We start from the raw sequence: 26,544 nt of genomic DNA, 5'->3' as shown, positions 1-26,544 counted from the left end.
CGATTCGGGGCGGCCCGGGTGGGTGTTCCGGTGTGTATGAGCGTGACGAAGGGCCGGGGCCCGCGGAGTGGTCGAACGCCGCGGGCCCCGGCCCTTCATTGCATGGCTCAGGCCGCGAGGCGGGCGGCGAGGGCCTTGGCCTTCTCCGCGGCATCGGTGAACGCCTTGGCGCGGGAGGCTTCGGCGAGGGGGATGAGCTCGGCCATCGTCGGCTGGGAGTGGGCCAGGGTCAGCTCCGGAACGATGAAGTCGACCTCGGCGCCGAACATGCTCGTGAGCAGCTTCTCCAGGTAGTTCTGGACGAACTCGGAGTCTGCGCGCGGCGTGCCGGGGGCGTAAGAACCGCCGCGGCTGGCGACGACGGTGACCGGGGTGCCGGCCACGGGGCTGTCGGGGCCCGCGTTGTGGCCGACGATGATCACCTGGTCGAGCCAGGCCTTCAGGGTGGACGGAATGCTGAAGTTGTACATCGGCGCGCCGATCAGGACGGCGTCCGCCGCTGCCAGTTCGGCGGCGAGCTCGCTGCGCAGCGGGTCCCCGGCGCCGGCGGCGGCCGCGGCGGCGTCCAGGTGGGGCAGCGGGTTCGCGGCGAGGTCGCGGTAGACGACCTGGCCGTCGGGGTGCTGCTCGAGCCACGTCTGGACGAATGTGGCGGTGACCTCGCGCGACGCGGAGCCCTGGGGGAAGACGGCGGAGTCGAGGTGCAGGAGCGTGGCCATGGGGGGTCTCCACGGATATCTAGGGATGGTGCCCGGCCGGATGGGAGGGCGTCTTTTTCGTGCGTACCTAGTAATAGCATAGGCCCTTACTATTCGTAAGTCCCGCACAGCGACGCAGTACTCTGGGTGTATGGCGGAGCACAGCGAACAGGCGTGTCGGCGGGTCGACGTGGGCATCACGCGCGTTTTCGAGCTGTTCGGGAAGCGCTGGACGGGCCCGATCGTCTCCGTACTCATGCAGCATCCGGTGCACTTTGCCGATCTGCGGCGGGCGATTCCGGGCATCAGTGAGCGCATGCTCTCGGACCGGCTGTCCGAGCTCGGTGCTGCCGGGCTGGTGGTCCGCGAGGTCGACGAGGGGCCGCCGCTGCGGGTCTCGTACCGCTTGACGCAGGCGGGCGCCGCGATGGAGCCCGCGCTCAAGGAGCTGGCGCTCTGGTCGAAGACGTACCTCGCGGACGACGGCGGCTGCTAGCGGTTCAGGACCCGGCAATAGCTTCTGCGGCCGGGGCTGTGGCTATGGCTGCTGGGGTGCGTCCTGGGCGGTCGTCCCGCCCGACGAGTTGTAGCGCAGCAGATACTCCGCGAACCGGGCCAGATCGTCCGCCGTCCACTCCGCGAGGCGTTCCTGATAGGCCGCGCGGCGGCTGGCCTGTGTCGAGGTGAGGGCCCGGGTTCCGGCCTCGGTGGGATGCAGCACCTGGATGCGGTGGTCCGCGGGGTCCGGGTGGCGCTCGACCAGGCCGAGCTTCTCCAGGGTGCCGATCTGTCGGCTGACCGTCGACTTGTCCAGCATGTAGTGCGCCGCCAGGTCTGTTGCGCGGCAGCCGTGCTGGTCGTCGATGTGTGCCAGCAGCGTGTACGAGACCAGGGGCAGCTCGGGATGGAGACGGGCTGCGGCGGCGCGCGCTCGGCGTGCGAACGCGGTCAATTCCCGCTGAATGACATCCAGTGACTCTTCGCGTTCCCGGGGGGTGCCTGTCACGGAGCTCACCTTCCTAAAATTTCAGTTGTATAGTACAACAGATAGGGGAGTTGTAAAAGCCAACCATTGGAGTTCCGATGTCCACAGGCCAGAGTGCCGCCGCCGGCTCCACCGCAGGCGCCCTGCGTCACGTGCTGGGCCACCTCGTCACTCCACTGCTGATGTGCATCGGTATGGGGCTCGCCTACCTGGGGGCGTTCCACGCTCCGGAACCGCACGACCTGCGGGTGGACGTGGTGGGGGCCGGGCCGAGGGCCCAGGTGCTCGCGCAGACGCTGCAGGACAAGGGCGACCGGGCGCTGAGCGTGCGTACGGTCGCCGATCGGGCCACTGCGGTGAACCACCTGAAGACACAGAAGAGTTACGGCGCCTACCTGCCGGGGAAGCACCCCGAGCTGCTGGTGGCCACCGCCTCCTCGGACACCAGCGCCACGGTGGTCGAGAAGGTCTTCACGAAGGTGGCGGCCGCGCAGGGCGACCCGCTGAAGGTGACGGACACGGCGCCGACCGCGGACGGCGATCCGACCGGCCAGGGAATCTTCTTCCTGCTCGTCGCGGTGAGTATCGGGTCGTACGCATCGGTCGCGGTGATCGGTGGCGCGGGCGCGGCGCTGGCGCTGCGGATCAGGGCGGCGCTGGTCGTCGGCGCGTCGCTGGCGGTGAGCGCCATCGGTGCGGCGTTCGCGGGGCCGCTGTTCGGACTGGTGGATTACGGACTCGGCGGTGTCTGGGCGATGGCATGGCTCTACTCGGCGGGCATCCTGCTGGTCGGGGTCGGGCTGCACACGTTCCTGAAGCGGTGGACGACGCTCGGCGTGATGGTGCTGTTCGTGATGCTCAACTTCACCAGCTCCGGCGGCATCTTCCGGCCCGAACTGCAGCCCGGCTTCTTCGGTTCGCTGCACGCCTTCTGGAACGGTGCGGGCTTTGTCGAGGGTGTGCGCAGCCATGTGTACTTCGGCGGGTACGCGCTCGGCGGACATGTGCTGGTGCTCACGCTGTGGTTCGTGGCGGGGCTGGCCGTGATGGGCGTGGCCGGGATGGCCGAAGCGAAGCGGCGGAGCGTCGCCGCGCATGCCCAGGGCGCGGTCGGGTCCCAACACCGGGCCGGGGCGGAGAGCCGGTCGGTGACAGCGAGCCGTTCCGGGGCGGAGAGCCTGTCCGAGGCCGGGCGCCGGTCCGAGGCGGAGGCTGGCGAGGAGCTGGAGGAAGAACTCGAGGAGACCGTCGGCGTCTGACCAGGGCAGGACGTTGTCCACAGGCGTCTGCCCCCGTTTTCCACAGGGGCAGACGCCTGTTGGCGGACGGCGGTACCGTCGTCGCCAGTTGATGTTGGACAAGGACGCCGGTCGAGGGCGGGGGAGGCTGCGTGCCATGGATCAGTTCGAGGCGACGGTGCCGGTGCAGCGGGCTGTGACGGATGGCCCGCGCATTCCGGTCGTGCCCGGGTTCGCACGGCGTGTGGCCGTGCCGGAGCAGAGTGCGCCGCGGTCGCCCCGAGAGGCCGGCAAGGCGTTGCGTGACCGGGTGCCCAGGGCCTCGCACGACTCCCTTGTCCTTCCGGTCGGCCGGCCCGACGCGGTGCAGGCGGTCGAGGAGTCGAGCCGGGGCCGCGTCCCCGGCCTCGCGCCGATCCGGGTGGGGCGGATGGCTGCCACGCCGTTCGCGTTCTTGCGAGGCTCGGCCGGGCTGATGGCCCATGACCTGATGGGCACACCCGTGACGGGGGTGGGCGCCCAGCTCTGCGGCGATGCGCATGCGGCCAACTTCGGGCTGTACGGCGATGCGCGGGGCAGCCTGGTCATCGATCTCAACGACTTCGACGAGACCGTGTTCGGCCCGTGGGAGTGGGATCTGAAGCGGCTCGCCACGTCGCTGGTGCTTGCGGGGCGCGAGGCCGGGGCGGACGAGGACACCTGCCGCCAGGGCGCGTACGACACGGTGGGCGCGTACCGGCGGACGATGCGACTGCTGGCCAAGCTTCCCGCTCTCGATGCCTGGAATGCCATCGCCGATGAGGAGCTCGTCTCGCACACGGACGCGCGGGATCTGCTCGGCACACTGGAACGGGTCTCGCAGAAGGCCCGTAACAACACCAGCGCCCGCTTCGCGGCCAAGTCCACGGAGGAGTCCGAGGACGGCGGACGTCGCTTCGTCGACGCACCGCCGGTGCTGCGGCGGGTGCCGGATGCGGAGGCCGCGGCGGTGGCGGCGGGGCTCGGCGACTATGTGGGCACGATCTCGGAGGACCGGGTGCCGCTGCTCGCCCGGTACGCGATCCACGACGTGGCGTTCCGGGTGGTCGGCACGGGGAGCGTCGGCACCCGGTCGTACGTGGTGCTGCTGCTCGATCACCGGGGCGAGCCGCTGGTGCTCCAGGTGAAGGAGGCGCGGCCGTCCGCGCTGGCGCCGTATCTGCCGGCCGTCGGGTTCGACGTGCCTGAGGTGGCGCACGAGGGACGTCGGGTGGTCCTCGGGCAGAAGCGGATGCAGGTCGTCAGCGACATTCTGCTGGGGTGGGCGACCGTGGACGGTCGGCAGTTCCAGGTGCGGCAGTTCCGGAACCGTAAGGGCAGTGTGGACCCGGTGGCCCTGACGGCCGACCAGGTCGACGACTACGGGCGGATGACGGGTGCGCTGCTGGCGCGGGCCCATGCGCACAGCGCCGACCCGCGGCTGATCGCGGGGTACTGCGGGAAGAACGACGAGCTGGACGAGGCGATGGCGGACTTCGCGGTGACGTACGCGGACCGTACGGAGGCGGATCATGCGGAGTTGGTGCGGGCCGTCGGTTCGGGTCGAATAGCGGCCGAGCTCGGGGTGTGAGGCACGGTTCCGCCGACCTCGCGGCTTCGGGGCGCGGGGCGGGGCCATACGCTGGACGGGTGACCCACGAAGCCGCCGGGGTGCCGACCACCCGGAACGACGATGACCGGCAGGACAACGACCGGCAGCACGAGCAGCAGGTGCCGTACGAGCAGCATGCGCAGGACGAGCAGCCTGGCCGCAGGGCCGACGAGGGTGCGGGCGCAGGCCCGGATGCCGATGCCGGCAGTGCTGCCGATGGGGCGCGTCCCGAGGCGCGGCTGGCGAAAGCTGTGCGGGTGGCGGAGCAGGCACTGATCGAGTTCGAGATCGCCGTGGAGACCTTCCGGGTCGAGGTCGAGAACTTCTCCCGGCTGCACCACCAGAAGCTCGGCCCGATGTACGCCCGCCTCGACGAGCTCGATGCGCAGATCGCGGAGGCCCGGGCCGCCAGGACCGGTGACCCCGAGGACCTGCGCAAGGCGCAGGAGGCGCGGGCGCTCGTGATGCCGATGCCGGGTGTCGAGGAGCTCTTCCACGACTGGATCGACTCCGACGGGCTGTCCCCCGAGGCGGCGGCCATGCTGACCGAGCAGCCGGTCCGGCCGCCCAAGCGGGTCCGGCCGACCGAGGAGGCGCGCAAGCTCTACCGCGAGCTGGCGCGCAAGGCCCACCCGGATCTGGCTCAGGACGAGACGGAGCGGGCGCGCCGGGACGAGTTCATCACGCGCGTCAACGCGGCTTACGGGCTTGGGGACGAAGCGCTGCTGAAGGAGCTGGCGCAGGAGTGGGCTGCCGGACCGTCCACGCAACGGGCGGAGCTCAGCGAGAGCGAGGAGCTCTACGCCCGGCTGAACTGGCTGACCCAGCGCAAGGAGCTGCTGGCGGTCCTTGCCCAGGAGCTGGAGGAGAGCGCGATCGGGGCCATGCTCCGGATGGCACCCGAAGATCCGGACCGGCTGCTCGACGAGATCGCCGAGCAGTTGCTGGGCGAGGTCTCGCAGCGCGAGGCGGAGCTTGCGGGACTGGTGCAGTAGCGTTTCTGGTGACTCTGGAGCGTGACTCCGGAGCGTACGCACGAGAGAAGGCATGACCCATGAATTTCGCTCCGCTGCCCTCGGTGGATGTCGCGGCGGTGCCGTCGGACGGCCTGGTGCTGGACGTCCGGGAGAACGACGAATGGGCCGCCGGGCATGTCGAAGGTGCCCTGCACATTCCGATGAGTGACTTCGTCGGCCGCTTCGGTGAGCTGACCGAGGCGGCCGAGGACGGTCGGCGCGTGCATGTGATGTGCCGGGTCGGTGGCCGGTCCGCCCAGGTCACGCAGTACCTGGTGCAGCAGGGCATCGACGCCGTGAACATCGACGGCGGGATGCTCGCCTGGGACGGTGCCGGACGCCCGATGGTCACCGACAACGGCACCCCGGCCTTCGTTCTCTGACCCGGCCGGGGTCCCGTCGGGTCCGCCCCGGGTGGTCCGGGGCCGGGCTCGTGGTTCTCAGCCGAGGGGATGAGCGGCCAGCAGGTCGCCCAGCGCTTCCTCATGCGCCGCCGCCGGGCCGAGCGAGAGCTCGATCTGCTTTGCCCAGGCGTGGAAGCGGTGCAGCGGGTAGTCGGTGTCCGCGCCGAAGCCGCCGTGCAGATGCTGCGCCGTCTGCACGATCCGGCGGACGCCGTCCGAGGCCCAGATCTTCGCCACGGCGATATCGCCCGCGACGGGCAGCGCGCCGGCTGTCCCCGTGGAGATCCGCCAGGCTGCCTGCCAGAGTGTCACTTCCATGGCCCGCAGATCGATGTACCGGTCGGCGGCCTGGACGGCGACGGACTGGAACGTCGCGACGGGGAACCCGAACTGCTCGCGCTTACCCGTGTATTCGCTCGTCATGGACAGTGCCGTCTCGCCAAGTCCCAGTGCGAGCGCGCAGGTTCCGGTGGTGAGCGCGGCGCGGAGCCACTCCCAGGCTCCCGGGGTGTCGATCAGTGCGCGGTCCTCGATCCGTGCCCCGTCGAGCCGGACCTCGGCGAGCAACTCGCCGCTGGTGGAGACCTGTTCGGCCAGCGTGACGCCTTCGGCGGTGCGGTGTACCAGGGCCAGGACGGCGCGGCCGTCGGCTGTGTGGGCGGGCACGGCGATCCAGTCTGCGGAGTGAGCCCACGGCACGCCTGACTGCACCCCGTCGAGTACCCAGACCGAACTGTCGCTGCTGTCGCTACTGCTGGACCGGTCGTTCTTCCCGTTGCTGTCCCGGAGGGCGGTGACGGCTAGTTCGGCCGGGTCGTGGCCGGTGCGGCCGTTGGCCCCGACGGTGAGGACCAGCTCGCCCCGGCCGACACGGGGCAGCAGTTCGGCGGCCAGACCGGGATCGCCGTCGCGCTGGAGCGACATCGCGACCGCGCAGGTCTCCAGCAGCGGCACCCGGGCGAGCACCTTGGCCGACTCCCGCAGGACCAGGCAGAGCGCGACCGGATCGAGCCCGGCCCCGCCGTGTTCCGGCGCCAGCGTCAGGCCCAGCAGGTCGCCCGCGGCCAGCTGGGCCCAGAGGGGACGGTCGATGTCCTCGGCCACCGCGCCCGGGGTGAGGGCGGGGCTGGGCACTCCGTCGGGCTCCACGCCCGAGAAGATCGCCCTCGCTGCCTCGACGGCTGCCTGCTGCTCCTCTGTGAAGGTGAAGTCCACTGCCCTGGCCTCCTGCGAACCGCTGCGCTCGTACTCGGACCTGACGGGTCGTCAAGATAGAACAGCTTCTACAAGAAGGGAACAGCAGAGAGGAGGAGGGCAGAAGGAGAGGGCGCGGGCCGGGGACCCGCTGGTGTCAGCGGTCGAAGTCGAGCTCCACCTCCGGTGTGACCGGATGCGACTGGCAGGCCAGCACATAACCCGCCCCCGTCTCTTCCGGTTCCAGCGCGAAGTTGCGGTCCATCCGGACCTCGCCGGAGACCAGGAAGGCCCTGCACGTCCCGCACACCCCGCCCTTGCAGGCGTACGGCGCGTCGGCGCGGCTGCGCAACACCGTCTCCAGCAGTGATTCGCCGTCCTGAACCGGCCAGCTGCCCGAGCGGCCGTCCAGCCTCGCGGTCAGTGTGCTGTGTGCGGGCGCCTCGACGCGGGTGCGGGCGGTCGCGGCCGGCCCGTCGTCGACGTGGAAGATCTCCTGGTGGATACGGGCCCGGTCGACACCGAGGCCGTGCAGCGCGCCTTCCGCTGCCAGGACCAGACCGAACGGTCCGCACAGGTACCAGCCGTCCACCTCCCCCACCGAGAGCAGCGCGGGCAGCAGCCCGGTCAGTCGCTCCCGGTCGAGCCGGCCGGACGGCAGACCGGCCTGCTGCTCCTCGCGGGAGAGCACCGTCACCAGCTGGAAGCGGTCCGGGTAGCGGTCCTTGAGGTCGGCGACCTCGTCCAGGAACATCGTCGAGGCCGCGGTCCGGTCGCTCCGGATCAGACAGAACCGGGCCGCAGGCTCCCGGGCCAGCAGTGTCGACGCGATCGACAGCACCGGGGTGATGCCGCTGCCACCGACGATCGCCGCGTAATGCCCGGCGCGCGGCGTGAGCACGAAGCGTCCCATCGGAGGCATCGCTTCGACCTGGTCGCCGACGGCGAGCTCCTTGAGGGCGTACGTGGAGAACGCACCGCCGTCGACCAGCCGGATGCCCACCCGCAGAGCCGGATCGGCCGGCGCCTCGGTGGCCGGGGCGCAGATCGAGTACGAACGTCGGATCTCCTCGCCGTCGACCGTGTAACGCACGTTGAGATGCTGGCCGGGCTTGTGGCGGAAGGTCTCGCGCAACTCGGCCGGCACCGTGAAGGTGACGGCCACCGAGTCGTCGGTCAGCCGCTCGATCGCGCGGACCCGGAGCGGATGGAACATCTACAACTCCTTGAAGTGGTCGAACGGTTCGCGGCAGCTCACGCAGCGGCGCAGTGCCTTGCAGGCGGTGGAGGAGAACCGGCTCAGCAGCTCCGTGTCCGTGGAGCCGCAGTGCGGGCAGCGTACGGACAGGGTGAGCGGCACCGGCCCGCCGGACGGGCCGGCCGCGTCATGCGGGCGCGGCGGCGCTATGCCGAACTCGGCGAGCTTGCGCCGCCCTTCCGCGCTGATGTCGTCCGTCGACCAGGCCGGTGCGAGGACGGTGACCACGGAGACCTCCGGTATCCCGTGGTCGTGCAGGACCTGCTCGATATCGGCGGACATGGCCTCGATCGCCGGGCAGCCGGTGTACGTCGGGGTGAGGCGGACCGTGACCTTGCCGGGGGCGAGCACCTCCACCCCGCGGAGCACGCCCAGCTCCTCCAGGGTCAGGACGGGCAGCTCGGGGTCGGGCACGGACCCGGCGAGCCTGCGTACCTCTTCCTCGAGCAGCGTTCCGGTCACCATGACGCTCCCGGGTGGCTGCGGTGCAGATGCTGCATCTCGGCGAGCATCCGGCCGAAGGGTTCCGTGTGGATGCCCTGCCGTCCCGCCCCGGCTGTCCAGGCCCCGGACTGCGGGCCGGCCGGTACGGTCAGCGTTGCCTGCTCCAGCACGCCGGTGACGGTCGCCAGCCAGCTGTTCTGCAGCGACTGCCAGTCGATGTCCACGCCCTCGACCGGCTGGAACAGCTCACCGGTGAACCGCCACAGGGTGTCGACCCCGCGCTGCATCCGCTGGTGACTCTCCGCCGTACCGTCGCCGAGCCGCAGCGTCCAGTGCTCGGCGTGGTCCTGGTGGTAGGCGACCTCCTTGACGGCCTTCGCCGCCAGCCCGGCGAACTCTCCCTCACCGGCTGCCAACTGCTCGTACAGCCCCCGCTGATAGACGGAGAAGTAGAGCTGACGGGCGATGGTGTGGGCGAAGTCGCCGTTGGGCTGCTCGACCAGCTGGACGTTGCGGAATGCCCGCTCCTCGCGCAGAAACGCCAGCTCGTCCTCGTCCCCGGCGAGCGAGAGCAGCACCCGCGCCTGCCCCAGCAGATCCAGGGCGATGTTGGCGAGGGCCACCTCCTCCTCCAGCACGGGCGCATGGCCCGCCCACTCCCCCAGCCGGTGCGACAGCACCAGCGCGTCGTCGCCGAGGGCGAGGGCCGCGGTCACAGGTGCTTCACCCCTTCCGGGATCTCGTAGAAGGTCGGGTGCCGGTAGGGCTTGTCGCCGGCCGGCTCGAAGAACGAGTCCTTCTCGTCCGGCGAGGAGGCCGTGATCTCGGTGGACGGCACCACCCAGATGGAGACGCCCTCGGAGCGGCGCGTGTACAGATCGCGGGCGTTGCGCAGGGCCATCTCGGCGTCCGGGGCGTGCAGGCTGCCCGCGTGGGTGTGGGAGAGGCCGCGCCGCGACCGCACGAACACCTCCCACAGCGGCCAGTCCGTCGAGCTGCTCATGCTGTCGCCTCCGCGGTCGGTGTCTGTGTGGTGTGCTTCTCTGCGTGGTGCTTCACGGCGTACGCAGCCGCCGCGTCCCGTACCCAGGCGCCCTCTTCGTGCGCCCGGCGCCGCTGGGTGAGGCGCTGTTCGTTGCACGGGCCGTTGCCCTTCAGGACCTCCTGGAACTCCGTCCAGTCGATCGACCCGAAGTCGTGGTGTCCACGCTCCTCGTTCCACCGGAGGTCCGGGTCCGGGAGGGCGAGCCCCAGCGCCTCGGCCTGCGGAACGCAGATGTCGACGAACCGCTGCCGCAGCTCGTCGTTCGAGTGCCGCTTGATCTTCCAGGTCATCGACTGCACCGAGTGCGCCGACGCGTCGTCCGGCGGACCGAACATCATCAGGGACGGCCACCACCAGCGGTTCACCGCGTCCTGGGCCATCTCACGCTGCGCCGGAGTGCCGCGGCCGAGAGTGAGCAGCAGCTCGTACCCCTGGCGCTGGTGGAAGGACTCCTCCTTGCAGATGCGGACCATGGCCCGGGCGTACGGACCGTACGAGCAGCGGCACAGCGGCACCTGGTTGGTGATCGCGGCGCCGTCCACCAGCCAGCCGATCGCGCCGACATCAGCCCAGGTCAGCGTGGGGTAATTGAAGATCGACGAATACCTCTGGCGGCCCGCGTGGAGCTTGTCGAGCAGCTCTTCGCGGCTCGTCCCGAGGGTCTCCGCCGCGCTGTAGAGATAGAGCCCGTGTCCTGCCTCGTCCTGCACCTTGGCCATCAGGATCGCCTTGCGGCGCAGTGAGGGGGCGCGGCTGATCCAGTTTGCCTCGGGCTGCATGCCGATGATTTCGGAGTGGGCATGCTGGGCCATTTGCCTGACCAGCGAGGCCCGGTAGGCGTCCGGCATCCAGTCACGCGGCTCGATGCGCTCCTCGGCTGCCACCGCGGCGTCGAACGCGGCCAGCTGGGCACCGTCAGCCCCGTCGGGGCCGCCTGCTGTCGCCTGCACCGTCCCTTGCGCCTTCGCCTGCGTCGTCTGGTCCGCAGTCACTGCCGCCATCCCGGGCTCCCTACCGACCGATCGTTCGGTTCATTGACTTCAATGGTGAGTCGGCGGCCCGTAGGGTGTCAACCCTGTGGATAACTGACCGGGGATCGACGGGGATCGGGGCGGGATGGATTCGTACGACGACAGGGGTGTCGGAGGCGGGAACGGAAGCGTCGGGTCAGAGGCGGAGCAGCGCGAGGACGCACCGTTCGACGCCGGCCGGGACGCCGGTTCCGCCGCAGCGCCCGCGCGGCTCCGTGCCGGCATTTCCGGCCTGTCTCTTCCGTACCAGATCGGTGCCGCAGTCGCGCTGTCGATCATCGGGCTGATTGCCTGCACTCACCTGGCCATGGTGTTTCTGCACGTCGCACCGTCCAACACCCTGACCAAGCAGCACGGCAAAGTGGTCGACGACTGGGTCTATCCCGAGTTCGAACAGAACTGGAAGCTCTTCGCGCCCAATCCGCTCCAGCAGAACGTCGGCGTGCACGTCCGGGCCGAGATAGCCGGCGCCGACGGACGCCGCACGACTCCCTGGATGAGCCTCTCCGGCGAGGACGGCAAGGCGATACGCGGCAATCTCCTCCCCAGCCACGTCCATCAGAACGAGCTCCGCCGTGGCTGGGACTTCTACCTCAACTCCCACGACACCGAGAACCGTCCGAACGGCCTGCGCGGCGAACTCGCCGAGCGCTACATCCGCCGCATCGTGATGCTCCGCCTGAGTGAGCACGACTACGGCGGCACCGTCGAGCGCATCCAGGTCCGCTCCGAAGTGCGCTCCGTCGCGGCGCCGCCGTGGAGTACGGAGAAAATCAGTACCAGGCCGAACTACCGGGTGCTGCCGTGGTGGACCGTCACCCCCGCCGACCTTCCCGAGAGCGCCAAGGAGGCGGACAAGTGAGCACGCCTTCCCCACTGGCACGCGGTGTCCAGCGCATCACGTCCTCGGCCCTCGGCCCGTACCAGAGCGCTGTCATACGGATTGGTTTCTCCGTCACGTATCTGCTGTTCCTGCTGCGCGAGCTGCCGCACCGCCACGAGATGTACGGCCCCGACTCCCCGTGGAGCTGGGGCATGGCGAAGCAGCTCATATCGGGCAACGAAGCCTTCTCTGCGCTCCTGTGGTCGGACAGCACGGTCTGGTTCGAGATCGTCTATGCGGTCGCCCTGCTGTCCGCCGCACTGCTGATGCTCGGCTGGCACACCCGTGCGATGTCCGTTCTCTTCATGGTCGGTGTGCTCTCGCTGCAGAACCGCAGCATTTTCTTGGGCGACGGTGGCGACAACGTCATCCATCTGATGGCGATCTATCTGGTGCTGACGCGCTGCGGGCAGGTCTGGTCGTTGGACGCGCGGCGAGCGGCGCGGGTGGCGCGGGAAGCGCCCCCTGAAGGGACGGGCGCCGGTCGGCCGGTGCGGAATGTGGCCGGGGCGGTCCTCTGGGTGGTGCTCGGCCTGGCTCTCGTGGCGGGCTCGGTGGCCGACGGCTTCGGCGGCACCTGGTGGCTGCCGGCCCTTTTCTGGGTGATATGGATCGGCCACGGGGCCTGGTGGGCCGTGAACCGCTACGCACCGCAGAGCGAGCCGCGCACTCTGCTCGATGTCATCGCCAACCTCGTCCACAACGCCACGCTCGTCGTGATCATGGCCGAAGTCTGTCTGATCTACGCGACAGCGGGTTGGTACAAGATCCAGGGTTCGCGGTGGCAGGACGGCACGGCGCTGTACTACCCGCTCAAGCTCGACTACTTCACGCCTTGGCCCGCACTGTCCGACATCCTCGCGTCCAGCGGTGTGATGGTCATGATCCTGACGTACGGCACGGTCATCGTGCAGGTCGCCTTCCCCTTCACCCTCTTCAACCGGCGCGTCAAGAACGTCCTGCTCGTCGCCATGATGTGCGAGCACGCCGGCATCGCCCTGCTGCTGGGTCTGCCCTTCTTCTCGATGGCGATGATCGCCGCAGACTCCGTCTTCCTGCCCACGGTCTTCCTGGTCTGGCTGGGCGGCCGGGTGACGCTCGGGCGGCAGCTGCTGTTCTCGCGCGCGGACCGAGTGCCCGAGCAGCGGCGCAGCGGCGAGGAGGAGGCCCCGCAGCACAGCGGAAGCGGTGGCCATACGCTCGTCGGGTGAGCAGCGATACCGGCAGCACCGGCCGTACCAGCAGTAGCAGCAGTCCCAGCAGCGAGGATCCGTCGAACGCAGCCCTCGCCGCGGGTGAGCCGCCCGTGGAACCGATGCAGTACGACGACGGGTTCGGGGCGGAGATCGGTGTCGGGCCGCATGCGCTGCCCTGGCCCGAGGGCGAGCGGTACGACCCGGAGCTGCTCGCCCACGGCGACCGGCGCAATGTCGGCGACGAGTACCGCTACTGGACGCGGGAGGCGATCGTCGCCGATCTGGATCTGCGACGACATGACTTCCATGTGGCGGTGGAGAACTGGGGCCACGACTTCAATATCGGGTCGGTGGTGCGCACCGCGAACGCTTTCCTCGCCAAGGAGATCCACATCGTGGGCCGGCGGCGCTGGAACCGGCGCGGTGCGATGGTCACCGACCGGTACCAGCATGTGCGGCACCATCCCGACACGGCCGATCTGACCGCCTGGGCGGCGGCGGAGGGGCTGCCGATCATCGGGATCGACAATCTGCCGGGGGCGGTGCCGCTGGAGCGGACCGAGCTGCCGCGCCGGTGTGTGCTGCTCTTCGGGCAGGAAGGGCCGGGGCTTACGGAAGAGGCCCGCAAGCACGCGGCGATGGTCTGCTCGATCGCGCAGTTCGGCTCGACGCGGTCGATCAATGCGGGGGCTGCGGCGGCCATCGCCATGCATGCGTGGGTGCAGCGGTACGCCGACATTCCGGAGGCCGGGGTCTGAGGGGGGCGGCACACCGGAGCCAGGGGGTTCTGCCTGCCCCCTGGCTCCTGCTCCTGCGCCCCCCGGCGCCGGAAGGACTGACACACGGGCCCTTGCTAGGCCTGGCGGCGGACCTCCACCATGCGGAAGCGGTTCGATACGAATGCTCCGTCGCACAGTGCGGCGTTCGCCGCAGGGTTGCCGCCCGAGCCGTGGAAGTCGGAGAAGGCCGCCGTCTGGTTGACGTACACCCCGCCCGTCAGGTTCAGCGAGAGCTGGGCCGACTCGTCCAGGCAGACGTCCTCCACCGCGCGCTCCACCTCCGGCGAGGTCGTGTACGCACCGACCGTCATCGCGCCCTTGTCGCGGATCGTGCGGCGCAGCAGCTCCACCGCGTCCGCCGTCGAGTCGACCGCGACCGCGAAAGCGACCGGTCCGAAGCACTCCGCGAGATAGGCCGCCTCGTCGTCCGGCTTGGTGCCGTCGAGCTTGACGACGAGCGGGGTGCGGACCACCGCGTCCGGGAACTCCGGGTTGGCCACCTCACGCGACGCCAGGGCGATTTCGCCCAGTCCGGCCGCCGCCTCCAGCCGGGCCTTCACCTCCGGGTTGACCAGCGCACCGAGCAGTGCGTTGGCCCGGGCGTCGTCTCCGAGCAGACCGGTGACCGAGGCGGCGATGTCACCGACCACCTCGTCGTACGTCTTGTCGCCGGCGTCCGTCGTGATGCCGTCGCGGGGGATCAGCAGGTTCTGCGGGGTGGTGCACATCTGGCCGCTGTACAGGGAGAGGGAGAAGGCCAGATTGGCCAGCATGCCCCGGTAGTCATCGGTGGAGTCGACGACGATCGTGTTGACCCCGGCCTTCTCCGTGTAGACCTGGGCCTGGCGGGCGTTGGCCTCCAGCCAGTCGCCGAAGGCGGTGGATCCGGTGTAGTCGATGATCCTGATCTCGAGCCGGACCGCCAGGGTCTTGGCGATGCCCTCGCCCGGCCGCTCGGCGGCCAGACAGACCAGATTGGGGTCGAAGCCCGCCTCACTCAGCACGTCGCGGGCCACCTGCACCGTGAGCGCCAGGGGAAGCACGGCGCGCGGATGCGGCTTCACCAGGACGGGATTACCGGTGGCGAGGGAGGCGAAGAGGCCGGGATAGCCGTTCCATGTGGGGAACGTGTTGCAGCCGATCAGCAGCGCGATGCCGCGGCCCGCCGCGATGAACGACTTGTGCAGCTGGAGCGGGTCGCGCTTGCCCTGGGGCTTGGACCAGTCCGCGGTCCGCGGGGTGCGGATCTGCTCCTCGTACGCATACGTCACCGCTTCCAGGCCGCGGTCCTGAGCGTGCGGGCCGCCCGCCTGGAACGCCATCATGAAGGCCTGCCCGCTCGTGTGCATCACGGCGTGGCCGAACTCATGGGTGCGGGCGCTGATCCGCGAAAGGATCTCCAGACAGACCAGGGCCCTGGTCTCGGGCCCCGCCTCGCGCCAGGCAGCCATCCCCGCACGCATCGCCGGAAGCAGCACGTCCAGATCGGCATGCGGATATTCGACACCGAGCTCCGGACCGTAGGGAGAGACCTCCCCGCCCGTCCAGCCGTCGGTGCCCGGCTGGCCGAGGTCGAGCCGGGTGTGCAGCACGGCGTCGAACGCGGCCTTGCCCTCGGCAGCGCTCAGGCTGCCCGGGGCGCCGCCGTCGCCGTACGCCTTCGGATGCTCGGGATGCGGGGACCAGTAGGCGCGCGTACGGATCGCGTCGAGGGCCTGGTCGAGCGTGGGGCGGTGCTTCTCGGACAGCAGTTGCGGGGAGAGCTCGGCGGCCATGACGGACCAACTCCTCATCGAGCTGGGCAGGGACGGGCGGACAGAGTTAGAGTAACCGAACGATCGGTCGGGACAAGGGGCCCCACGGAACCTGTGGACAACTCGTAGGGGAGGATCGCGGACATGACCACGGCCAAGCGGGACACGTACACCCCGGAGACTCTCCTCACCGTCGCCGTCCGTGTCTTCAACGAACGCGGTTACGACGGCACGTCCATGGAGCACCTGTCCAAGGCGGCGGGCATCTCCAAGTCGTCGATCTACCACCATGTCGCGGGCAAGGAAGAGCTCCTGCGACGTGCGGTCAGCCGGGCGCTGGACGGGCTCTTCGGGATTCTCGACGAGTCGGGAGCGAGTCGGGGGCGCGCGATCGAGCGGGTCGAATACGTCACTCGCCGCACCGTCGAGGTGCTGATAGCCGAACTGCCCTACGTCACGCTGCTACTGCGCGTGCGGGGCAATACGACGGCCGAGCGCTGGGCCATGGAGCGAAGGCGCGAATTCGACCAGCGGGTGGCCGAACTGCTGAAGGCGGCGGTCGCGGACGGTGATCTCCGCTCCGACGTGGACATACGGCTGGCGACGAGGCTGCTGTTCGGGATGGTCAACTCCCTGGTGGAGTGGTACCGGCCGCAGCCGGGCGGTGGCGCCGAGGGGGAGCAGCTGGCGGACACGGTCGTTCAGCTGGCATTCGAGGGGATGCGTTCCAGCCGCTGAGCCGCCCATGGCCGGAGAGGGAAGACCGCCACCCTGCTCAATGGCTGCCCTCCTGCGGATGCCTGCCTTCCTGAGCTGCGGTGATGCTCGGTGCCGTGCCGTCGACCCGCGGCAGGGGCGCGGCTGCGCGTGATTCGCGCTAGCTGAGTTCGGTGGGGCGGTCCGGGCCCGGGGCCAGGTCGGTCTCCTCGAACACCAGGAGCGTGCGGGTGGAGAGCACCTCCGGGATGGCCTGGATCCTCGTCAGGACCAGCTCGCGCAGCGACCGGTTGTCCGGGGTGTGCACCAGCAGCAGTACGTCGAAGTCGCCGCTGACCAGCGCGATGTGTGTGGCCCCCGGCAGTGCCTGGAGCTGCTCCCGCACCGTCCGCCAGGAGTTCTGGACGATCTTGAGCGTGATGTATGCGGAGGCGCCCTGCCCCGCCCGCTCATGGTTCACGCGCGCGCTGAAGCCGCGGATCACTCCGTCGTCGATGAGCCGGTTGATCCGGGCGTAGGCATTGGCGCGCGACACATGGACGCGGTCGGCCACCGACCGTATCGAGGCCCGGCCGTCCGTCTGGAGCAGTCGGAGGATGTCGCGGTCGATCGAGTCGAGCGGGCGCGCGGGCGGAACCTGACCGGGGTCCTCGGCCCCGTCGGCCATTTGTTCAGCTGCCATGTCCCCGTGCCTCCCTGCCTTGGACGACCTGCCCCTATCCCAGGCTGTGGAGAACCGTTTGTCCACAGGCTGACGGTGCCTGTAGCCAAAATGCGCTCGCGACCGAACAATCGGTAGGTGAGGCACACCACATCCGCGCCTCGGCCAGTGCTCGACATTTCGACGTATTCAGCCACCCCTCGATATTGGGCGACCCCTCGATATCGCCACACGCTGCTCGATACCCCTCGATGCCAGGAGGTGCTTGTCATGACGGTCCAAGAGCTGCCCGGCGCGGCCGCCTACCGGCCCACGCCGCCCCCGGCCTGGAAGCCGCTCACCGACCCCGCGCCGCTGCTCCCGGACCCCGAGCCGTACCGCGTGCTCGGTACGGACGCCGTGGCCGACGCAGACCCCGAGCTGCTGCTGCGGCTCTACGCCGAGCTGGTGCGCGGTCGGCGGTACAACGCCCAGGCCACCGCCCTCACCAAGCAGGGCCGGCTCGCCGTCTACCCGTCCAGCACCGGACAGGAGGCCTGCGAGATAGCTGCGGCGCTGGTGCTGGAGGAGCGCGACTGGCTCTTCCCCAGCTACCGCGACACCCTCGCGGCAGTGGCGCGCGGCCTCGACCCGGTCGAGGCACTGACCCTGCTGCGCGGTGACTGGCACACCGGTTACGACCCGCGCGAGCACCGCATCGCCCCGCTCTGCACCCCGCTCGCCACCCAGCTGCCGCACGCCGTGGGCCTGGCCCACGCGGCGCGGCTCAAGGGGGACGACGTGGTGGCGCTCGCCATGGTCGGCGACGGCGGGACCAGCGAGGGCGACTTCCACGAGGCGCTGAACTTCGCGGCCGTCTGGCGGGCCCCGGTGGTCTTCCTGGTGCAGAACAACGGCTTTGCGATCTCCGTGCCCCTGGCCAAGCAGACGGCGGCGCCGTCGCTGGCGCACAAGGCGGTGGGGTACGGCATGCCGGGCCGGCTGGTCGACGGCAATGACGTGGCCGCCGTGCACCAGGTGCTCGGCGAGGCGGTGGCGCGGGCCCGGGCGGGTGGCGGTCCGACCCTGGTCGAGGCCGTGACGTACCGGATGGACGCGCATACGAACGCCGACGACGCCACGCGCTACCGCGGCGAGAGCGAGGTGGAGGCGTGGCGGGCACACGACCCGATCCAGCTCCTGGAGCGGGAACTGACCGCGCGCGGGCTGCTCGGTGAGGACGGTATCGAGGAGGCGCGCGCGGCTGCGGAGAGGATGGCGGCCGGGCTGCGCGAGCAGATGAACGCAGATCCGGTGCTCGACCCGATGGACCTCTTCGCCCATGTCTATGCGGAACAGACCGCGCAACTGCGGGAGCAGGCGGCCCGGCTGCGGGTGGAGCTGGACGCCGAGCAGGGCCAGGACGGTACGAGTGGTGCGGGGGACGGCCGATGACGACGGCGGCGATGGCCGGCGAGCAGACGGACAAGGCCAAGCCGGCCACCATGGCGCAGGCTCTCGGGCGTGCGCTGCGTGACTCGATGGCCGAGGACCCGACGGTGCACGTCCTCGGTGAGGACGTCGGCACGCTCGGCGGGGTCTTCCGGATCACCGACGGGCTGGCGAAGGAGTTCGGCGACGACCGCTGTACGGACACGCCGCTGGCCGAGGCGGGCATCCTCGGTGCGGCCGTCGGCATGGCGATGTACGGACTGCGGCCTGTGGTGGAGATGCAGTTCGACGCGTTCGCCTATCCGGCGTTCGAGCAGCTCATCAGCCATGTCGCCAAGATGCGGAACCGGACCGGGGGCGCCATGCCGCTGCCGATCACGGTGCGGGTGCCCTACGGCGGCGGGATCGGCGGGGTCGAGCACCACAGCGACTCCTCGGAGGCCTACTACATGGCGACGCCGGGCCTGCATGTCGTCACGCCTGCCACGGTCGACGACGCGTACGGGCTGCTGCGGGCCTCGATCGCCTCCGACGATCCGGTGATCTTCCTGGAGCCGAAGCGGCTGTACTGGTCGAAGGCGGCATGGTCGCCGGACGCGCCGGTGGAGGTCGAGCCGATCGGGCGGGCCGTTGTCCGCCGTCCCGGGCGCAGCGCGACGCTGATCACGTACGGGCCGTCCCTGCCGGTCTGCCTGGAAGCCGCGGAGGCGGCCGTCGAGGAGGGCTGGGACCTCGAAGTGGTCGACCTTCGTTCGCTCGTGCCCTTCGACGACGAGACGGTTGCCGCTTCCGTGCGGCGTACCGGTCGAGCGGTCGTCGTCCATGAGTCGTCCGGGTTCGGCGGCCCCGGCGGCGAGATCGCGGCCCGCGTCACCGAGCGCTGCTTCCACCACCTGGAGGCGCCGGTGCTGCGGGTCGCCGGGTTCGACATCCCGTATCCGCCGCCGATGCTGGAGCGGCACCATCTGCCGGGCGTGGACCGGGTGCTCGATGCCGTCGCGCGGCTGCAGTGGGAGGCGGAGAGCTGATGCCACAGGTGCTCGAATTCAAGCTGCCCGACCTCGGCGAGGGCCTGACCGAGGCGGAGATCGTCCGCTGGCTGGTGGAGGTCGGCGATGTGGTCGCCATCGACCAGCCGGTCGTCGAGGTCGAGACGGCCAAGGCGATGGTGGAGGTGCCATGTCCGTACGGGGGTGTGGTGACCGCCCGCTTCGGCGACGAGGGTACGGAACTTCCGGTCGGTGCACCGTTGTTGACGGTGGCCGTGGGGTCCACGGAAGGCGACCTTCCCGGGGATCTCTCCGGCAAGGGCGCCGCGGGGGCCGAGTCGTCCGGCAATGTGCTGGTGGGATACGGGACGGGAGCGCCGGCGGCACGACGTCGGCGGGTGCGGCCCGAGGCGATTGCGGCTGCCGCGGGGCCGGCGGCGGAGCCGGGACCGGTGCCTGTGATGGCTCCTGCTCCGGCGCAGGGACCGGTCCCTGCGCCGGTTCCCGTTGAGGCGTCGGGGCCCGTGGCGGTCGTCTCTCCGTTGGTACGGAGGCTGGCGCGGCAGCACGATCTCGATCTGCGGCAGTTGACGGGGTCGGGCCGCGACGGGCTGATTCTGCGGTCTGATGTCGAATCGGCGATCAAGGCTGCGGCGAACGGGACGGCGGTGGCGCCGCCGGTACCGGTCCGGGTGTCGCCCTCTGCCTCGGGGCCGGCCCCGGTGTCGGCTTCGGCTGCCGGGGAGCGGATTCCGTTGCGCGGTGTACGGGGCGCGGTCGCCGACAAGCTGGCGCGCAGTCGGCGCGAAATTCCCGATGCCACGTGCTGGGTCGACGCGGATGCCACCGAGCTGATGGCTGCCAGAGCCGCGATGAACGGCGCCGGTGGTCCGACGACCGCGGGGCCCAAGGTGTCGGTGCTCGCCCTGCTGGCCCGTATCTGCACGGCGGCCCTGGCCCGGTTCCCCGAGCTCAACTCGACGGTGGACCTGGAGGCCCGGGAGATCGTGCGGCTGCCCGCCGTTCATCTCGGCTTCGCGGCCCAGACGGAGCGAGGGCTGGTCGTCCCTGTCGTACGGGATGCGCAGTCCCGTAACGCGGAGTCGATCGGCGCCGAGATCGGTCGGCTGACCGAGGCGGCCCGGACGGGCACGCTGACCCCGGCTGATCTGACCGGCGGCACTTTCACGCTGAACAACTACGGGGTGTTCGGGGTCGACGGGTCGACGCCGATCATCAACCACCCCGAGGCGGCGATGCTGGGTGTCGGCCGGATCGTGCCCAAGCCGTGGGTGCACCGGGGGGAGCTGGCCGTGCGCCAGGTCGTCCAGCTCTCGCTGACCTTCGACCACCGGGTCTGCGACGGCGGCACGGCGGGCGGCTTCCTGCGATACGTGGCCGACTGCGTGGAACAACCGGCGCTGTTGCTGCGCACGTTGTAGGAGGAGGAAGAGGAGGGAGGGGCGGGGAGGTTCAACGGGAGCGTGTGGCACGCATACTCGGGGCATGACCGCGTATGACGCCATCGTTCTTGCCGGAGGGGCCGCCAAGCGCCTCGGGGGTGCCGACAAGCCGGCCGTTCGGGTCGGTGGCCGGGCACTGCTCGACCGGGTGCTCGCCGCCTGCGCCGATGCCGCTGCCACCGTCGTGGTGGGCGGTCGGCGGCCCACCACGCGCGCTGTGACCTGGACACGCGAAGAGCCCCAGGGCGGGGGCCCGTTGGCGGCACTCGGCGCCGGGGTACGGCATACGAGCGCGGAGCGCGTGCTCGTACTCTCCGCCGACCTCCCGTTCCTGAGGGAGAGCACGGTCGAGGCGCTGCTGGCCGCCGCCGGGCACGGGGACCGCGACGGGGCCCTGTGCGTCGATCAGGACGGCCGGGACCAGCCCTTGGTCGCGGTCTACCGCGCCGAACCGCTCCGCCGCGAGCTGGCGCTGCTCGCCACCGAGCACGGCGGTCTGGCCGGACTGCCGCTGCGGTTGCTGACACACGAACTGGACCTCGCCCGCGTCGAGGCGGGTCCGCTCGCCTCGTTCGACTGCGACACCTGGGAAGACATTGCCGCAGCCCGGGCCCGTATCAGAGAGCATGGAACCGTGCTGGACGAATGGATCACCGCAGTCAAGAACGAACTGGGCATCGAACTCGACGTCGACACCGGCGTCCTGCTCGACCTCGCCCGCGATGCCGCCCACGGTGTCGCCCGGCCCGCCGCGCCCCTGACGACGTTTCTGGTCGGGTACGCGGCGGCGAAGGCGAGCGACGGCGGGGGCGGACCCGAGGCGGTGGCCGAGGCTGCTCGCAAGGCGGCCGCGCTCGCCCTCCGCTGGGCGGACGAGAACGAGACGCCATGACGGCGTACTCACGCAAGGCCGAAGGCGGCCCGGCGGCGGAAGGGGCACCGGTTCCTCCGCCGGATCCGGGGAGCGGGCCTCCGACGGCTGAGCATGCCTCCGCGGTTACTCCGCCGGACGCCGGGGCGGCCGGGTCGGTCGAGACGGTCGGGGCAGCCTGGGTGACCGGCGCCGCGGAGGAAACCGGTGCCGTCGAGCAGGCCTGCTCGACGGCATCAGGCCGGGCGGCCGGAGTGGCTCACGACGATGAGCAAGACCCGGTGGCGGAGGTGACTCGTGCTGCCGACGTGCCCCGTGCTGCCGACGCGAGCCGCACCGCTGAGCAGGCCCATGCCGCCGAGGCGACCCGTGCTGCCGAGGAGGACCGTGCTGTCGATCAGGCTCTTGCGCTGGTTGCGGGACAGTCTTCGCGTGAGCCTCGATTCGTGGCTCAGTCGCAGCCCCAGGTCGGGGCCTCGGCGCAGAGCCCTCGGCAGAGCGCTGGTCACAGTTCCGGCCAGAGCTCCGAACACACACCTGGCCCCAGCACCGGCAGTTCCGGGGGCAGTCCGCACCAGAGTTCTGACCACAGTTCTGGTCACAGCGCCGCCCCGAGCCCCGGTCACAGCCCTGATCAGAAGCCAGGCAACAGCCCTGGCAAAGGTTCCGGTCAGGCCCCCGCTCGCGACCGGCGCAGACAGGCCACCGACTGGCGTGAGGCTCGTGCTCTTGCCGCGCGGGCCGGGCGCGGCGCCGCCCCCCGTACCCAGCGGCTTCCCCTCGACCGGACTCTCGGACACGTGCTGGCCGAACCCCTGGCCGCGCTGACGGATCTGCCGTCGTTCGATACGTCCGCCATGGACGGCTGGGTCGTCGCCGGACCCGGCCCCTGGGCTCTCGGCAGGGGCGAAGGCGGGAGCGGAGAGCTTGGCATCCTCGCCGGGCACAGCACGCCGGTCCCGCTTCCCGACGGTGATGGCGTACGGATTGCCACGGGCGCCCGCATCCCGGCGAACGCCACTGCCGTGATCCGGAGCGAGCACGCCCATGTGGACGAGGCCAAGGGGCTGTTGTACGCACAACGGCACGTGGTCCCCGGGCAGGACATCCGGCCGCGCGGCCAGGAGTGCCGTTCCGGCGATCAACTGCTGCCCGCCGGAACCCTGGTGACGCCCGCTGTCCTCGGTCTGTCCGCCGCTGCCGGGTACGACGAGTTGGTGACGGTGCCCCGCCCGCGTGTCGACGTCCTCGTCCTCGGGGACGAACTGCTCACCGCCGGTCTGCCGCACGACGGGCTGATCCGGGATGCTCTGGGACCCATGATCGGACCCTGGCTGCGGGCTCTGGGCGCCGAGGTCTCCGCCCCCCGCCGTCTCGGCGACGACGCGGAGGCTCTCCAGCACGCCCTCACCACCTCCGACGCGGACCTTGTCATCACCACCGGGGGCACCGCGGCGGGTCCGGTCGACCATGTCCACCCGGTCCTCGCCAAGATCGGCGCCGGGCTGCTGGTCGACGGCGTGGCCGTACGCCCCGGCCACCCGATGCTGCTGGCCCGGCTGCCCTCCGGTGGCCCGTATCTCGTCGGACTGCCCGGCAACCCGCTCGCTGCCGTCTCCGGTCTCCTCACGCTCGCCGAGCCTCTCCTGCGCGGGCTGGGTGGCCGCGCACCGGAGGAGCCGTACCGGGTCGTCGTGCGCGACGAGGTGCACGGCCATCCGCACGACACCCGCTTGGTACCCGTCGTCCATCGGGTCAGATCGACAGAGGGTGCGGGCAGCGGGGCCGGTGCCGGCGTCGAGCAGGTCGTTCCTCTGCACTACAACGGGCCGGCCATGCTCCGCGGGATCGCCGCCGCCGACGGGCTGGCCGTCGTACCACCGGGCGGGGTACGGTCCGGCACCGAGGTGGAGATCCTCGATCTGCCGTGGGCCTCGGCGACGCCGTGGACGGAAGGGTGTTTCACGTGAAACTTCCCGGCCACGATGCGATGGCCCGGCGGGTCGACGAGCACCTTGTGCCCACCCGGATCCTGCTTCCGCGCCGAGTCGTCGACCGGCCTCTCCGGCAGGTCGCCAAGCGGCTGTTGATGGCGATACTGGTCCTGGCCGCCACGGTGCTGATCGTCTGGCTCGACCGTTCCGGCTATCACGACGCTGCCGATGGCTCGGTGGATCTGCTGGACGCCGTCTACTACTCGACGGTCACCCTCTCCACCACCGGGTACGGCGACATCACCCCGTACAGCGACACCGCACGGCTGACCAATGTGCTGCTCGTGACACCGTTGCGCGTGCTCTTCCTGATCATTCTGGTCGGCACCACCCTGGAGGTCCTGACGGAGCGGACCCGGGAGGACTTCCGGCTGAACCGTTGGAGAACCAACTTGCGTGACCACACAGTTGTCGTCGGCTTCGGCACCAAGGGACGGTCGGCGATCCAGACGCTCTGTGCCACCGGTCTGAAGAAGGAACAGATCGTGATCGTCGACCCGGCGACCAAGGTGATCGAGTCGGCCAACGCCGAGGGGTTCGTGGGTGTCGCCGGCGATGCGACGCGCAGCGATGTTCTGTTGCGTGCCGAGATCCAGAAGGCGCGGCAGGTCATCATCGCCACTCAGCGGGACGACACGGCGGTGCTGGTCACGCTGACCGCGCGGCAGCTCAATCGCGGCGCGAAGATCGTCGCTGCGGTCCGCGAGGAGGAGAACGCTCCGCTGCTGCGGCAGTCCGGCGCCGACGCCGTGATCACCAGTGCCAGTGCGGCAGGCCGGCTGCTCGGTCTCTCCGTCCTCAGTCCCAGTGCGGGCACGGTGATGGAGGATCTCATCCAGCAGGGCACCGGCCTCGATCTTGTCGAACGGCCGGTGATAAAGGCCGAGGTCGGCAAGAGCGTCCGGGAGACCGACGATCTGGTCGTGAGTGTGCTGCGCGGCCACCGGCTGATCGGTTACGACGATCCGGCGGCCAGTCCGCTGCAGTTGACGGACCGCCTGATCACGATCGTGCGTGTCTCGGGCGGCGGCACGCCATTGAATGCGCCGCGCCAGCAAGGGGCGTGAGAGCCTGCGGTGACTCGCCCGCGGCGAGTCGCGCGCTTCGGACAGAAGTCGGGCAACGTGCCGTCCGCCTCGGACGGCAGGCGACCGCGGCGCGTCGTAAACCCGCCGCCGACCCGTCGCGCCGCCGCCACGGAGTAGCCTCGCCGCCATGCATGCGATCACAATCCCCGCACCCGGTGGCCCCGAGGCGCTCGTCTGGGCCGAGGTCCCCGATCCCGTACCCGGCGAGGGCGAGGTTCTCGTCGAGGTCGTGTCCAGCGCGGTCAACCGCGCCGATGTTCTGCAGCGGCAGGGCTTCTACAACCCACCGCCCGGCGCGTCCCCGTATCCCGGTCTGGAGTGCGCCGGCCGGATCGCGGAGGTCGGCCCCGGTGTCACCGGCTGGTCGGTCGGCGACGAGGTGTGTGCGCTGCTCGCGGGCGGCGGTTACGCGGAGAAGGTCGCCGTACCTGCCGGGCAACTGCTGCCCGTGCCGGACGGCGTCGATCCGGCGATGGCCGCGGCGCTGCCCGAGGTGACAGCCACGGTCTGGTCGAACGTGTTCATGGTGGCCCATCTGCGCCCCGGCGAGACGCTGTTGGTGCACGGAGGCTCCAGCGGTATCGGCACGATGGCGATCCAGCTCGCCAAGGCCGTGGGCGCACGGGTCGCGGTGACCGCGGGCGGCCCCGAGAAGCTGGCGCGGTGCGCGGAGCTCGGAGCCGACATCCTGATCGACTACCGGGAGCAGGACTTCGTCGAGGAGCTGAGCAAGGCGACGGACGGGGCGGGCGCGGACGTCATCCTCGACATCGTCGGTGCGAAGTATCTGGACCGGAATGTGAAGGCGCTCGCCGTCAACGGCAGGCTCGCCATCATCGGCCTCCAGGGTGGCGTCAAGGGCGATCTCAATCTGAGCGCTCTGCTGAACAAGCGCGCGGCGATCACGGCAACGTCCCTGCGCGGGCGTCCGCTCGCCGAGAAGGCCGCCATCGTCGCCGCCGTGCGAGAGCATGTGTGGCCGCTGATCGGCAGTGGCGTGGTCCGGCCGATCGTGGACCGTACGCTGCCGATGCCGGACGCAGCGGAGGCCCACCGGGTGCTGGAGTCCAGCACCCACATCGGCAAGGTGCTCCTGGCCACGCCGGCGGCCTGAACGCAGCCGGAGACACAGCGGGCCCGGCACACGTTCCTGTGTGCCGGGCCCGCTGTTCGTATGTACGTGGATGAGGTTGAGGTACGGAAACCGGCGTACGGCCTTACAGGTACGGGCCCGACCGGATCGCCCCGTGCGGGTCCGAGCCGTCGTCGTCCTCGTGACCGCTGCCCGGCGGAAGCGCGCGGCGCATCTGTTCCAACTGCGCGCGGGCCGCCATCTGCTGGGCGAACAGTGCCGTCTGGATGCCGTGGAAGAGACCCTCCAGCCAGCCCACCAACTGGGCCTGCGCAATCCGGAGTTCCGCTTCGGAGGGGACCGACTCCTCCGTGAACGGCAGGGAGAGCCGTTCGAGCTCCTCCACCAGCTCCGGCGCGAGGCCGTCCTCCAGCTCCTTGACGGAGCTTGCGTGGATCTCCTTGAGCCGGACCCGGCTCGCCTCGTCGAGAGGAGCCGCCCTGACCTCTTCCAGGAGCTGCTTGATCATGCTGCCGATGCGCATGACCTTCGCGGGCTGTTCGACCATTTCTGTCACCGGGACCTCACGCGATTCGTCGTCAGTGCCACCGCCGCCGCCGATCGCCATGCCGTCCTGTCCCACTACGAGGACTTGGGGGTGCTCGTGCGACCGTTCATTCCTCGGCATCTCCATGCCGCCATT

General features: G+C 70.3%; 28 protein-coding genes. 16 read left to right on the top strand and 12 right to left on the bottom strand.

The genetic code is table 11. The features are described 5' to 3' along the window. Positions 1-107: 107 nt before the first annotated feature. Positions 108-719, bottom strand: a complete 612-nt coding sequence (locus tag OHA88_RS24070; RefSeq protein WP_328627032.1) for an FMN-dependent NADH-azoreductase — start codon at positions 717-719, stop codon at positions 108-110. 130 nt (positions 720-849) lie between these two features. Between OHA88_RS24070 and OHA88_RS24065 the strand changes: the two genes are divergently transcribed. Continuing rightward, a complete protein-coding gene (locus OHA88_RS24065; RefSeq protein ID WP_030972465.1) occupies positions 850-1,194 on the top strand; it encodes a winged helix-turn-helix transcriptional regulator in 345 nt (114 codons plus the stop codon). Between the two features lie 42 nt (positions 1,195-1,236). On the opposite strand, the gene OHA88_RS24060 is transcribed toward OHA88_RS24065, so the two are convergent. After that, positions 1,237-1,704: a MarR family winged helix-turn-helix transcriptional regulator gene (locus OHA88_RS24060; RefSeq protein WP_267004032.1), complete on the bottom strand. Its 468-nt coding sequence runs from the start codon at positions 1,702-1,704 to the stop codon at positions 1,237-1,239. Between the two features lie 77 nt (positions 1,705-1,781). Between OHA88_RS24060 and OHA88_RS24055 the strand changes: the two genes are divergently transcribed. The 4 genes from OHA88_RS24055 (at position 1,782) to OHA88_RS24040 (ending at position 5,950) form a co-directional block, all read left to right on the top strand. Continuing rightward, positions 1,782-2,942 (top strand): hypothetical protein, encoded by a 1,161-nt coding sequence (locus tag OHA88_RS24055; RefSeq protein WP_328627031.1) that lies wholly within the window; start codon positions 1,782-1,784, stop codon positions 2,940-2,942. A 136-nt stretch (positions 2,943-3,078) separates the two neighbouring features. Then, entirely contained in the window at positions 3,079-4,530 is a 1,452-nt protein-coding gene (locus OHA88_RS24050) for a DUF2252 domain-containing protein (protein WP_328627030.1), read from the top strand. A gap of 59 nt (positions 4,531-4,589) precedes the next feature. Continuing rightward, positions 4,590-5,546 (top strand): hypothetical protein, encoded by a 957-nt coding sequence (locus OHA88_RS24045; RefSeq protein WP_328627029.1) that lies wholly within the window; start codon positions 4,590-4,592, stop codon positions 5,544-5,546. A 59-nt stretch (positions 5,547-5,605) separates the two neighbouring features. Further along, positions 5,606-5,950: a rhodanese-like domain-containing protein gene (locus OHA88_RS24040; RefSeq protein ID WP_030930368.1), complete on the top strand. Its 345-nt coding sequence runs from the start codon at positions 5,606-5,608 to the stop codon at positions 5,948-5,950. Between the two features lie 57 nt (positions 5,951-6,007). On the opposite strand, the gene OHA88_RS24035 is transcribed toward OHA88_RS24040, so the two are convergent. From OHA88_RS24035 to paaA, 6 genes are all read right to left on the bottom strand, one after another. Next, complete coding sequence (locus OHA88_RS24035) at positions 6,008-7,186, bottom strand: acyl-CoA dehydrogenase family protein (protein WP_328627028.1); 1,179 nt, start codon at positions 7,184-7,186, stop codon at positions 6,008-6,010. 136 nt (positions 7,187-7,322) lie between these two features. Further along, on the bottom strand, positions 7,323-8,381 hold the full coding sequence (locus tag OHA88_RS24030; RefSeq protein WP_328627027.1) for a 2Fe-2S iron-sulfur cluster-binding protein: 1,059 nt from the start codon (positions 8,379-8,381) through the stop codon (positions 7,323-7,325). Further along, positions 8,382-8,888 carry a 1,2-phenylacetyl-CoA epoxidase subunit PaaD gene (gene paaD, locus OHA88_RS24025; protein ID WP_267004020.1) on the bottom strand — a complete coding sequence of 169 codons (507 nt, stop codon included), beginning with the start codon at positions 8,886-8,888 and terminating at the stop codon, positions 8,382-8,384. Continuing rightward, positions 8,882-9,583: a 1,2-phenylacetyl-CoA epoxidase subunit PaaC gene (gene paaC / locus OHA88_RS24020; RefSeq protein WP_328627026.1), complete on the bottom strand. Its 702-nt coding sequence runs from the start codon at positions 9,581-9,583 to the stop codon at positions 8,882-8,884. The genes paaD and paaC overlap by 7 nt, the downstream gene beginning before the upstream one ends. Beyond that, positions 9,580-9,870, bottom strand: coding sequence for a 1,2-phenylacetyl-CoA epoxidase subunit PaaB (gene paaB, locus OHA88_RS24015; RefSeq protein ID WP_030972485.1), 291 nt, complete (start codon positions 9,868-9,870; stop codon positions 9,580-9,582). The genes paaC and paaB overlap by 4 nt, the downstream gene beginning before the upstream one ends. After that, a complete protein-coding gene (paaA, locus tag OHA88_RS24010) occupies positions 9,867-10,913 on the bottom strand; it encodes a 1,2-phenylacetyl-CoA epoxidase subunit PaaA (protein WP_328627025.1) in 1,047 nt (348 codons plus the stop codon). The genes paaB and paaA overlap by 4 nt, the downstream gene beginning before the upstream one ends. A gap of 115 nt (positions 10,914-11,028) precedes the next feature. On the opposite strand from paaA, the gene OHA88_RS24005 reads away from it, so the two are divergent. The 3 genes from OHA88_RS24005 to OHA88_RS23995 are packed head-to-tail and all read left to right on the top strand — an operon-like array spanning position 11,029 to position 13,780. Beyond that, entirely contained in the window at positions 11,029-11,805 is a 777-nt protein-coding gene (locus tag OHA88_RS24005; RefSeq protein ID WP_328627024.1) for a DUF5819 family protein, read from the top strand. After that, on the top strand, positions 11,802-13,037 hold the full coding sequence (locus OHA88_RS24000; RefSeq protein WP_328627023.1) for an HTTM domain-containing protein: 1,236 nt from the start codon (positions 11,802-11,804) through the stop codon (positions 13,035-13,037). The genes OHA88_RS24005 and OHA88_RS24000 overlap by 4 nt, the downstream gene beginning before the upstream one ends. After that, complete coding sequence (locus OHA88_RS23995; protein WP_328627022.1) at positions 13,034-13,780, top strand: TrmH family RNA methyltransferase; 747 nt, start codon at positions 13,034-13,036, stop codon at positions 13,778-13,780. Before OHA88_RS24000 ends, OHA88_RS23995 begins: the two co-directional genes overlap by 4 nt. Before the next feature lie 95 nt (positions 13,781-13,875). On the opposite strand, the gene paaN is transcribed toward OHA88_RS23995, so the two are convergent. Continuing rightward, the gene (gene paaN / locus OHA88_RS23990) at positions 13,876-15,576 is read right to left on the bottom strand and encodes a phenylacetic acid degradation protein PaaN (RefSeq protein ID WP_328627021.1); all 1,701 of its coding nucleotides are present in this window, start codon (positions 15,574-15,576) and stop codon (positions 13,876-13,878) included. Between the two features lie 123 nt (positions 15,577-15,699). Between paaN and OHA88_RS23985 the strand changes: the two genes are divergently transcribed. Beyond that, the gene (locus tag OHA88_RS23985) at positions 15,700-16,293 is read left to right on the top strand and encodes a TetR/AcrR family transcriptional regulator (protein WP_267004007.1); all 594 of its coding nucleotides are present in this window, start codon (positions 15,700-15,702) and stop codon (positions 16,291-16,293) included. Positions 16,294-16,432: 139 nt separating this feature from the next. On the opposite strand, the gene OHA88_RS23980 is transcribed toward OHA88_RS23985, so the two are convergent. Then, positions 16,433-16,939 (bottom strand): Lrp/AsnC family transcriptional regulator, encoded by a 507-nt coding sequence (locus OHA88_RS23980; RefSeq protein WP_382829386.1) that lies wholly within the window; start codon positions 16,937-16,939, stop codon positions 16,433-16,435. 264 nt (positions 16,940-17,203) lie between these two features. Between OHA88_RS23980 and pdhA the strand changes: the two genes are divergently transcribed. From pdhA to OHA88_RS23960, 4 genes are all read left to right on the top strand, one after another. Beyond that, entirely contained in the window at positions 17,204-18,367 is a 1,164-nt protein-coding gene (gene pdhA, locus OHA88_RS23975) for a pyruvate dehydrogenase (acetyl-transferring) E1 component subunit alpha (RefSeq protein WP_328627020.1), read from the top strand. Beyond that, entirely contained in the window at positions 18,364-19,392 is a 1,029-nt protein-coding gene (locus OHA88_RS23970) for an alpha-ketoacid dehydrogenase subunit beta (RefSeq protein WP_328627019.1), read from the top strand. The genes pdhA and OHA88_RS23970 overlap by 4 nt, the downstream gene beginning before the upstream one ends. After that, positions 19,392-20,795 carry a dihydrolipoamide acetyltransferase family protein gene (locus OHA88_RS23965; protein WP_328627018.1) on the top strand — a complete coding sequence of 468 codons (1,404 nt, stop codon included), beginning with the start codon at positions 19,392-19,394 and terminating at the stop codon, positions 20,793-20,795. The genes OHA88_RS23970 and OHA88_RS23965 overlap by 1 nt, the downstream gene beginning before the upstream one ends. A 64-nt stretch (positions 20,796-20,859) precedes the next feature. Continuing rightward, positions 20,860-21,708: an NTP transferase domain-containing protein gene (locus tag OHA88_RS23960; RefSeq protein WP_328627017.1), complete on the top strand. Its 849-nt coding sequence runs from the start codon at positions 20,860-20,862 to the stop codon at positions 21,706-21,708. 215 nt (positions 21,709-21,923) lie between these two features. Here OHA88_RS23960 and OHA88_RS23955 read toward each other — a convergent pair whose 3' ends face one another. After that, entirely contained in the window at positions 21,924-22,196 is a 273-nt protein-coding gene (locus OHA88_RS23955; protein WP_328629965.1) for a hypothetical protein, read from the bottom strand. Between OHA88_RS23955 and OHA88_RS23950 the strand changes: the two genes are divergently transcribed. The 3 genes from OHA88_RS23950 to OHA88_RS23940 all read left to right on the top strand — a co-directional run bounded on the left by OHA88_RS23950 (position 22,098) and on the right by OHA88_RS23940 (position 25,883). Continuing rightward, a complete protein-coding gene (locus OHA88_RS23950; RefSeq protein WP_328629778.1) occupies positions 22,098-23,657 on the top strand; it encodes a molybdopterin molybdotransferase MoeA in 1,560 nt (519 codons plus the stop codon). The genes OHA88_RS23955 and OHA88_RS23950 overlap by 99 nt on opposite strands. Next, a complete protein-coding gene (locus OHA88_RS23945) occupies positions 23,615-24,748 on the top strand; it encodes a potassium channel family protein (RefSeq protein ID WP_328627016.1) in 1,134 nt (377 codons plus the stop codon). The genes OHA88_RS23950 and OHA88_RS23945 overlap by 43 nt, the downstream gene beginning before the upstream one ends. Positions 24,749-24,896: 148 nt before the next feature. Continuing rightward, positions 24,897-25,883, top strand: a complete 987-nt coding sequence (locus tag OHA88_RS23940) for an NAD(P)H-quinone oxidoreductase (RefSeq protein ID WP_328627015.1) — start codon at positions 24,897-24,899, stop codon at positions 25,881-25,883. Between the two features lie 103 nt (positions 25,884-25,986). Here the strand turns inward: OHA88_RS23940 and OHA88_RS23935 are convergent, their stop codons facing one another. Next, on the bottom strand, positions 25,987-26,535 hold the full coding sequence (locus OHA88_RS23935; protein ID WP_078879122.1) for a bacterial proteasome activator family protein: 549 nt from the start codon (positions 26,533-26,535) through the stop codon (positions 25,987-25,989). Positions 26,536-26,544 lie beyond the last annotated feature (9 nt).

The sequence above is a fragment of the Streptomyces sp. NBC_00353 genome, assembly GCF_036108815.1.
Lineage (GTDB): Bacteria > Actinomycetota > Actinomycetes > Streptomycetales > Streptomycetaceae > Streptomyces.
Note: the sequence above shows the minus strand (reverse complement) of the source record. Positions and strands in the feature narration are given on the sequence as shown.

Excerpts from the sequence above, each read along its gene's own strand:
- OHA88_RS24070 (WP_328627032.1), bottom strand. The coding sequence starts at position 719 with ATGGCCACGCTCCTGCACCTCGACTCCGCCGTCTTCCCCCAGGGCTCC.
- OHA88_RS24065 (WP_030972465.1), top strand. The coding sequence starts at position 850 with ATGGCGGAGCACAGCGAACAGGCGTGTCGGCGGGTCGACGTGGGCATC.
- OHA88_RS24055 (WP_328627031.1), top strand. The coding sequence starts at position 1,782 with ATGTCCACAGGCCAGAGTGCCGCCGCCGGCTCCACCGCAGGCGCCCTG.
- OHA88_RS24050 (WP_328627030.1), top strand. The coding sequence starts at position 3,079 with ATGGATCAGTTCGAGGCGACGGTGCCGGTGCAGCGGGCTGTGACGGAT.
- OHA88_RS24040 (WP_030930368.1), top strand. The coding sequence starts at position 5,606 with ATGAATTTCGCTCCGCTGCCCTCGGTGGATGTCGCGGCGGTGCCGTCG.
- OHA88_RS24030 (WP_328627027.1), bottom strand. The coding sequence starts at position 8,381 with ATGTTCCATCCGCTCCGGGTCCGCGCGATCGAGCGGCTGACCGACGAC.
- paaD (WP_267004020.1), bottom strand. The coding sequence starts at position 8,888 with ATGGTGACCGGAACGCTGCTCGAGGAAGAGGTACGCAGGCTCGCCGGG.
- paaB (WP_030972485.1), bottom strand. The coding sequence starts at position 9,870 with ATGAGCAGCTCGACGGACTGGCCGCTGTGGGAGGTGTTCGTGCGGTCG.
- paaA (WP_328627025.1), bottom strand. The coding sequence starts at position 10,913 with ATGGCGGCAGTGACTGCGGACCAGACGACGCAGGCGAAGGCGCAAGGG.
- OHA88_RS24005 (WP_328627024.1), top strand. The coding sequence starts at position 11,029 with ATGGATTCGTACGACGACAGGGGTGTCGGAGGCGGGAACGGAAGCGTC.
- paaN (WP_328627021.1), bottom strand. The coding sequence starts at position 15,576 with ATGGCCGCCGAGCTCTCCCCGCAACTGCTGTCCGAGAAGCACCGCCCC.
- OHA88_RS23985 (WP_267004007.1), top strand. The coding sequence starts at position 15,700 with ATGACCACGGCCAAGCGGGACACGTACACCCCGGAGACTCTCCTCACC.
- OHA88_RS23980 (WP_382829386.1), bottom strand. The coding sequence starts at position 16,939 with ATGGCCGACGGGGCCGAGGACCCCGGTCAGGTTCCGCCCGCGCGCCCG.
- pdhA (WP_328627020.1), top strand. The coding sequence starts at position 17,204 with ATGACGGTCCAAGAGCTGCCCGGCGCGGCCGCCTACCGGCCCACGCCG.
- OHA88_RS23970 (WP_328627019.1), top strand. The coding sequence starts at position 18,364 with ATGACGACGGCGGCGATGGCCGGCGAGCAGACGGACAAGGCCAAGCCG.
- OHA88_RS23965 (WP_328627018.1), top strand. The coding sequence starts at position 19,392 with ATGCCACAGGTGCTCGAATTCAAGCTGCCCGACCTCGGCGAGGGCCTG.
- OHA88_RS23960 (WP_328627017.1), top strand. The coding sequence starts at position 20,860 with ATGACCGCGTATGACGCCATCGTTCTTGCCGGAGGGGCCGCCAAGCGC.
- OHA88_RS23940 (WP_328627015.1), top strand. The coding sequence starts at position 24,897 with ATGCATGCGATCACAATCCCCGCACCCGGTGGCCCCGAGGCGCTCGTC.
- OHA88_RS23935 (WP_078879122.1), bottom strand. The coding sequence starts at position 26,535 with ATGGAGATGCCGAGGAATGAACGGTCGCACGAGCACCCCCAAGTCCTC.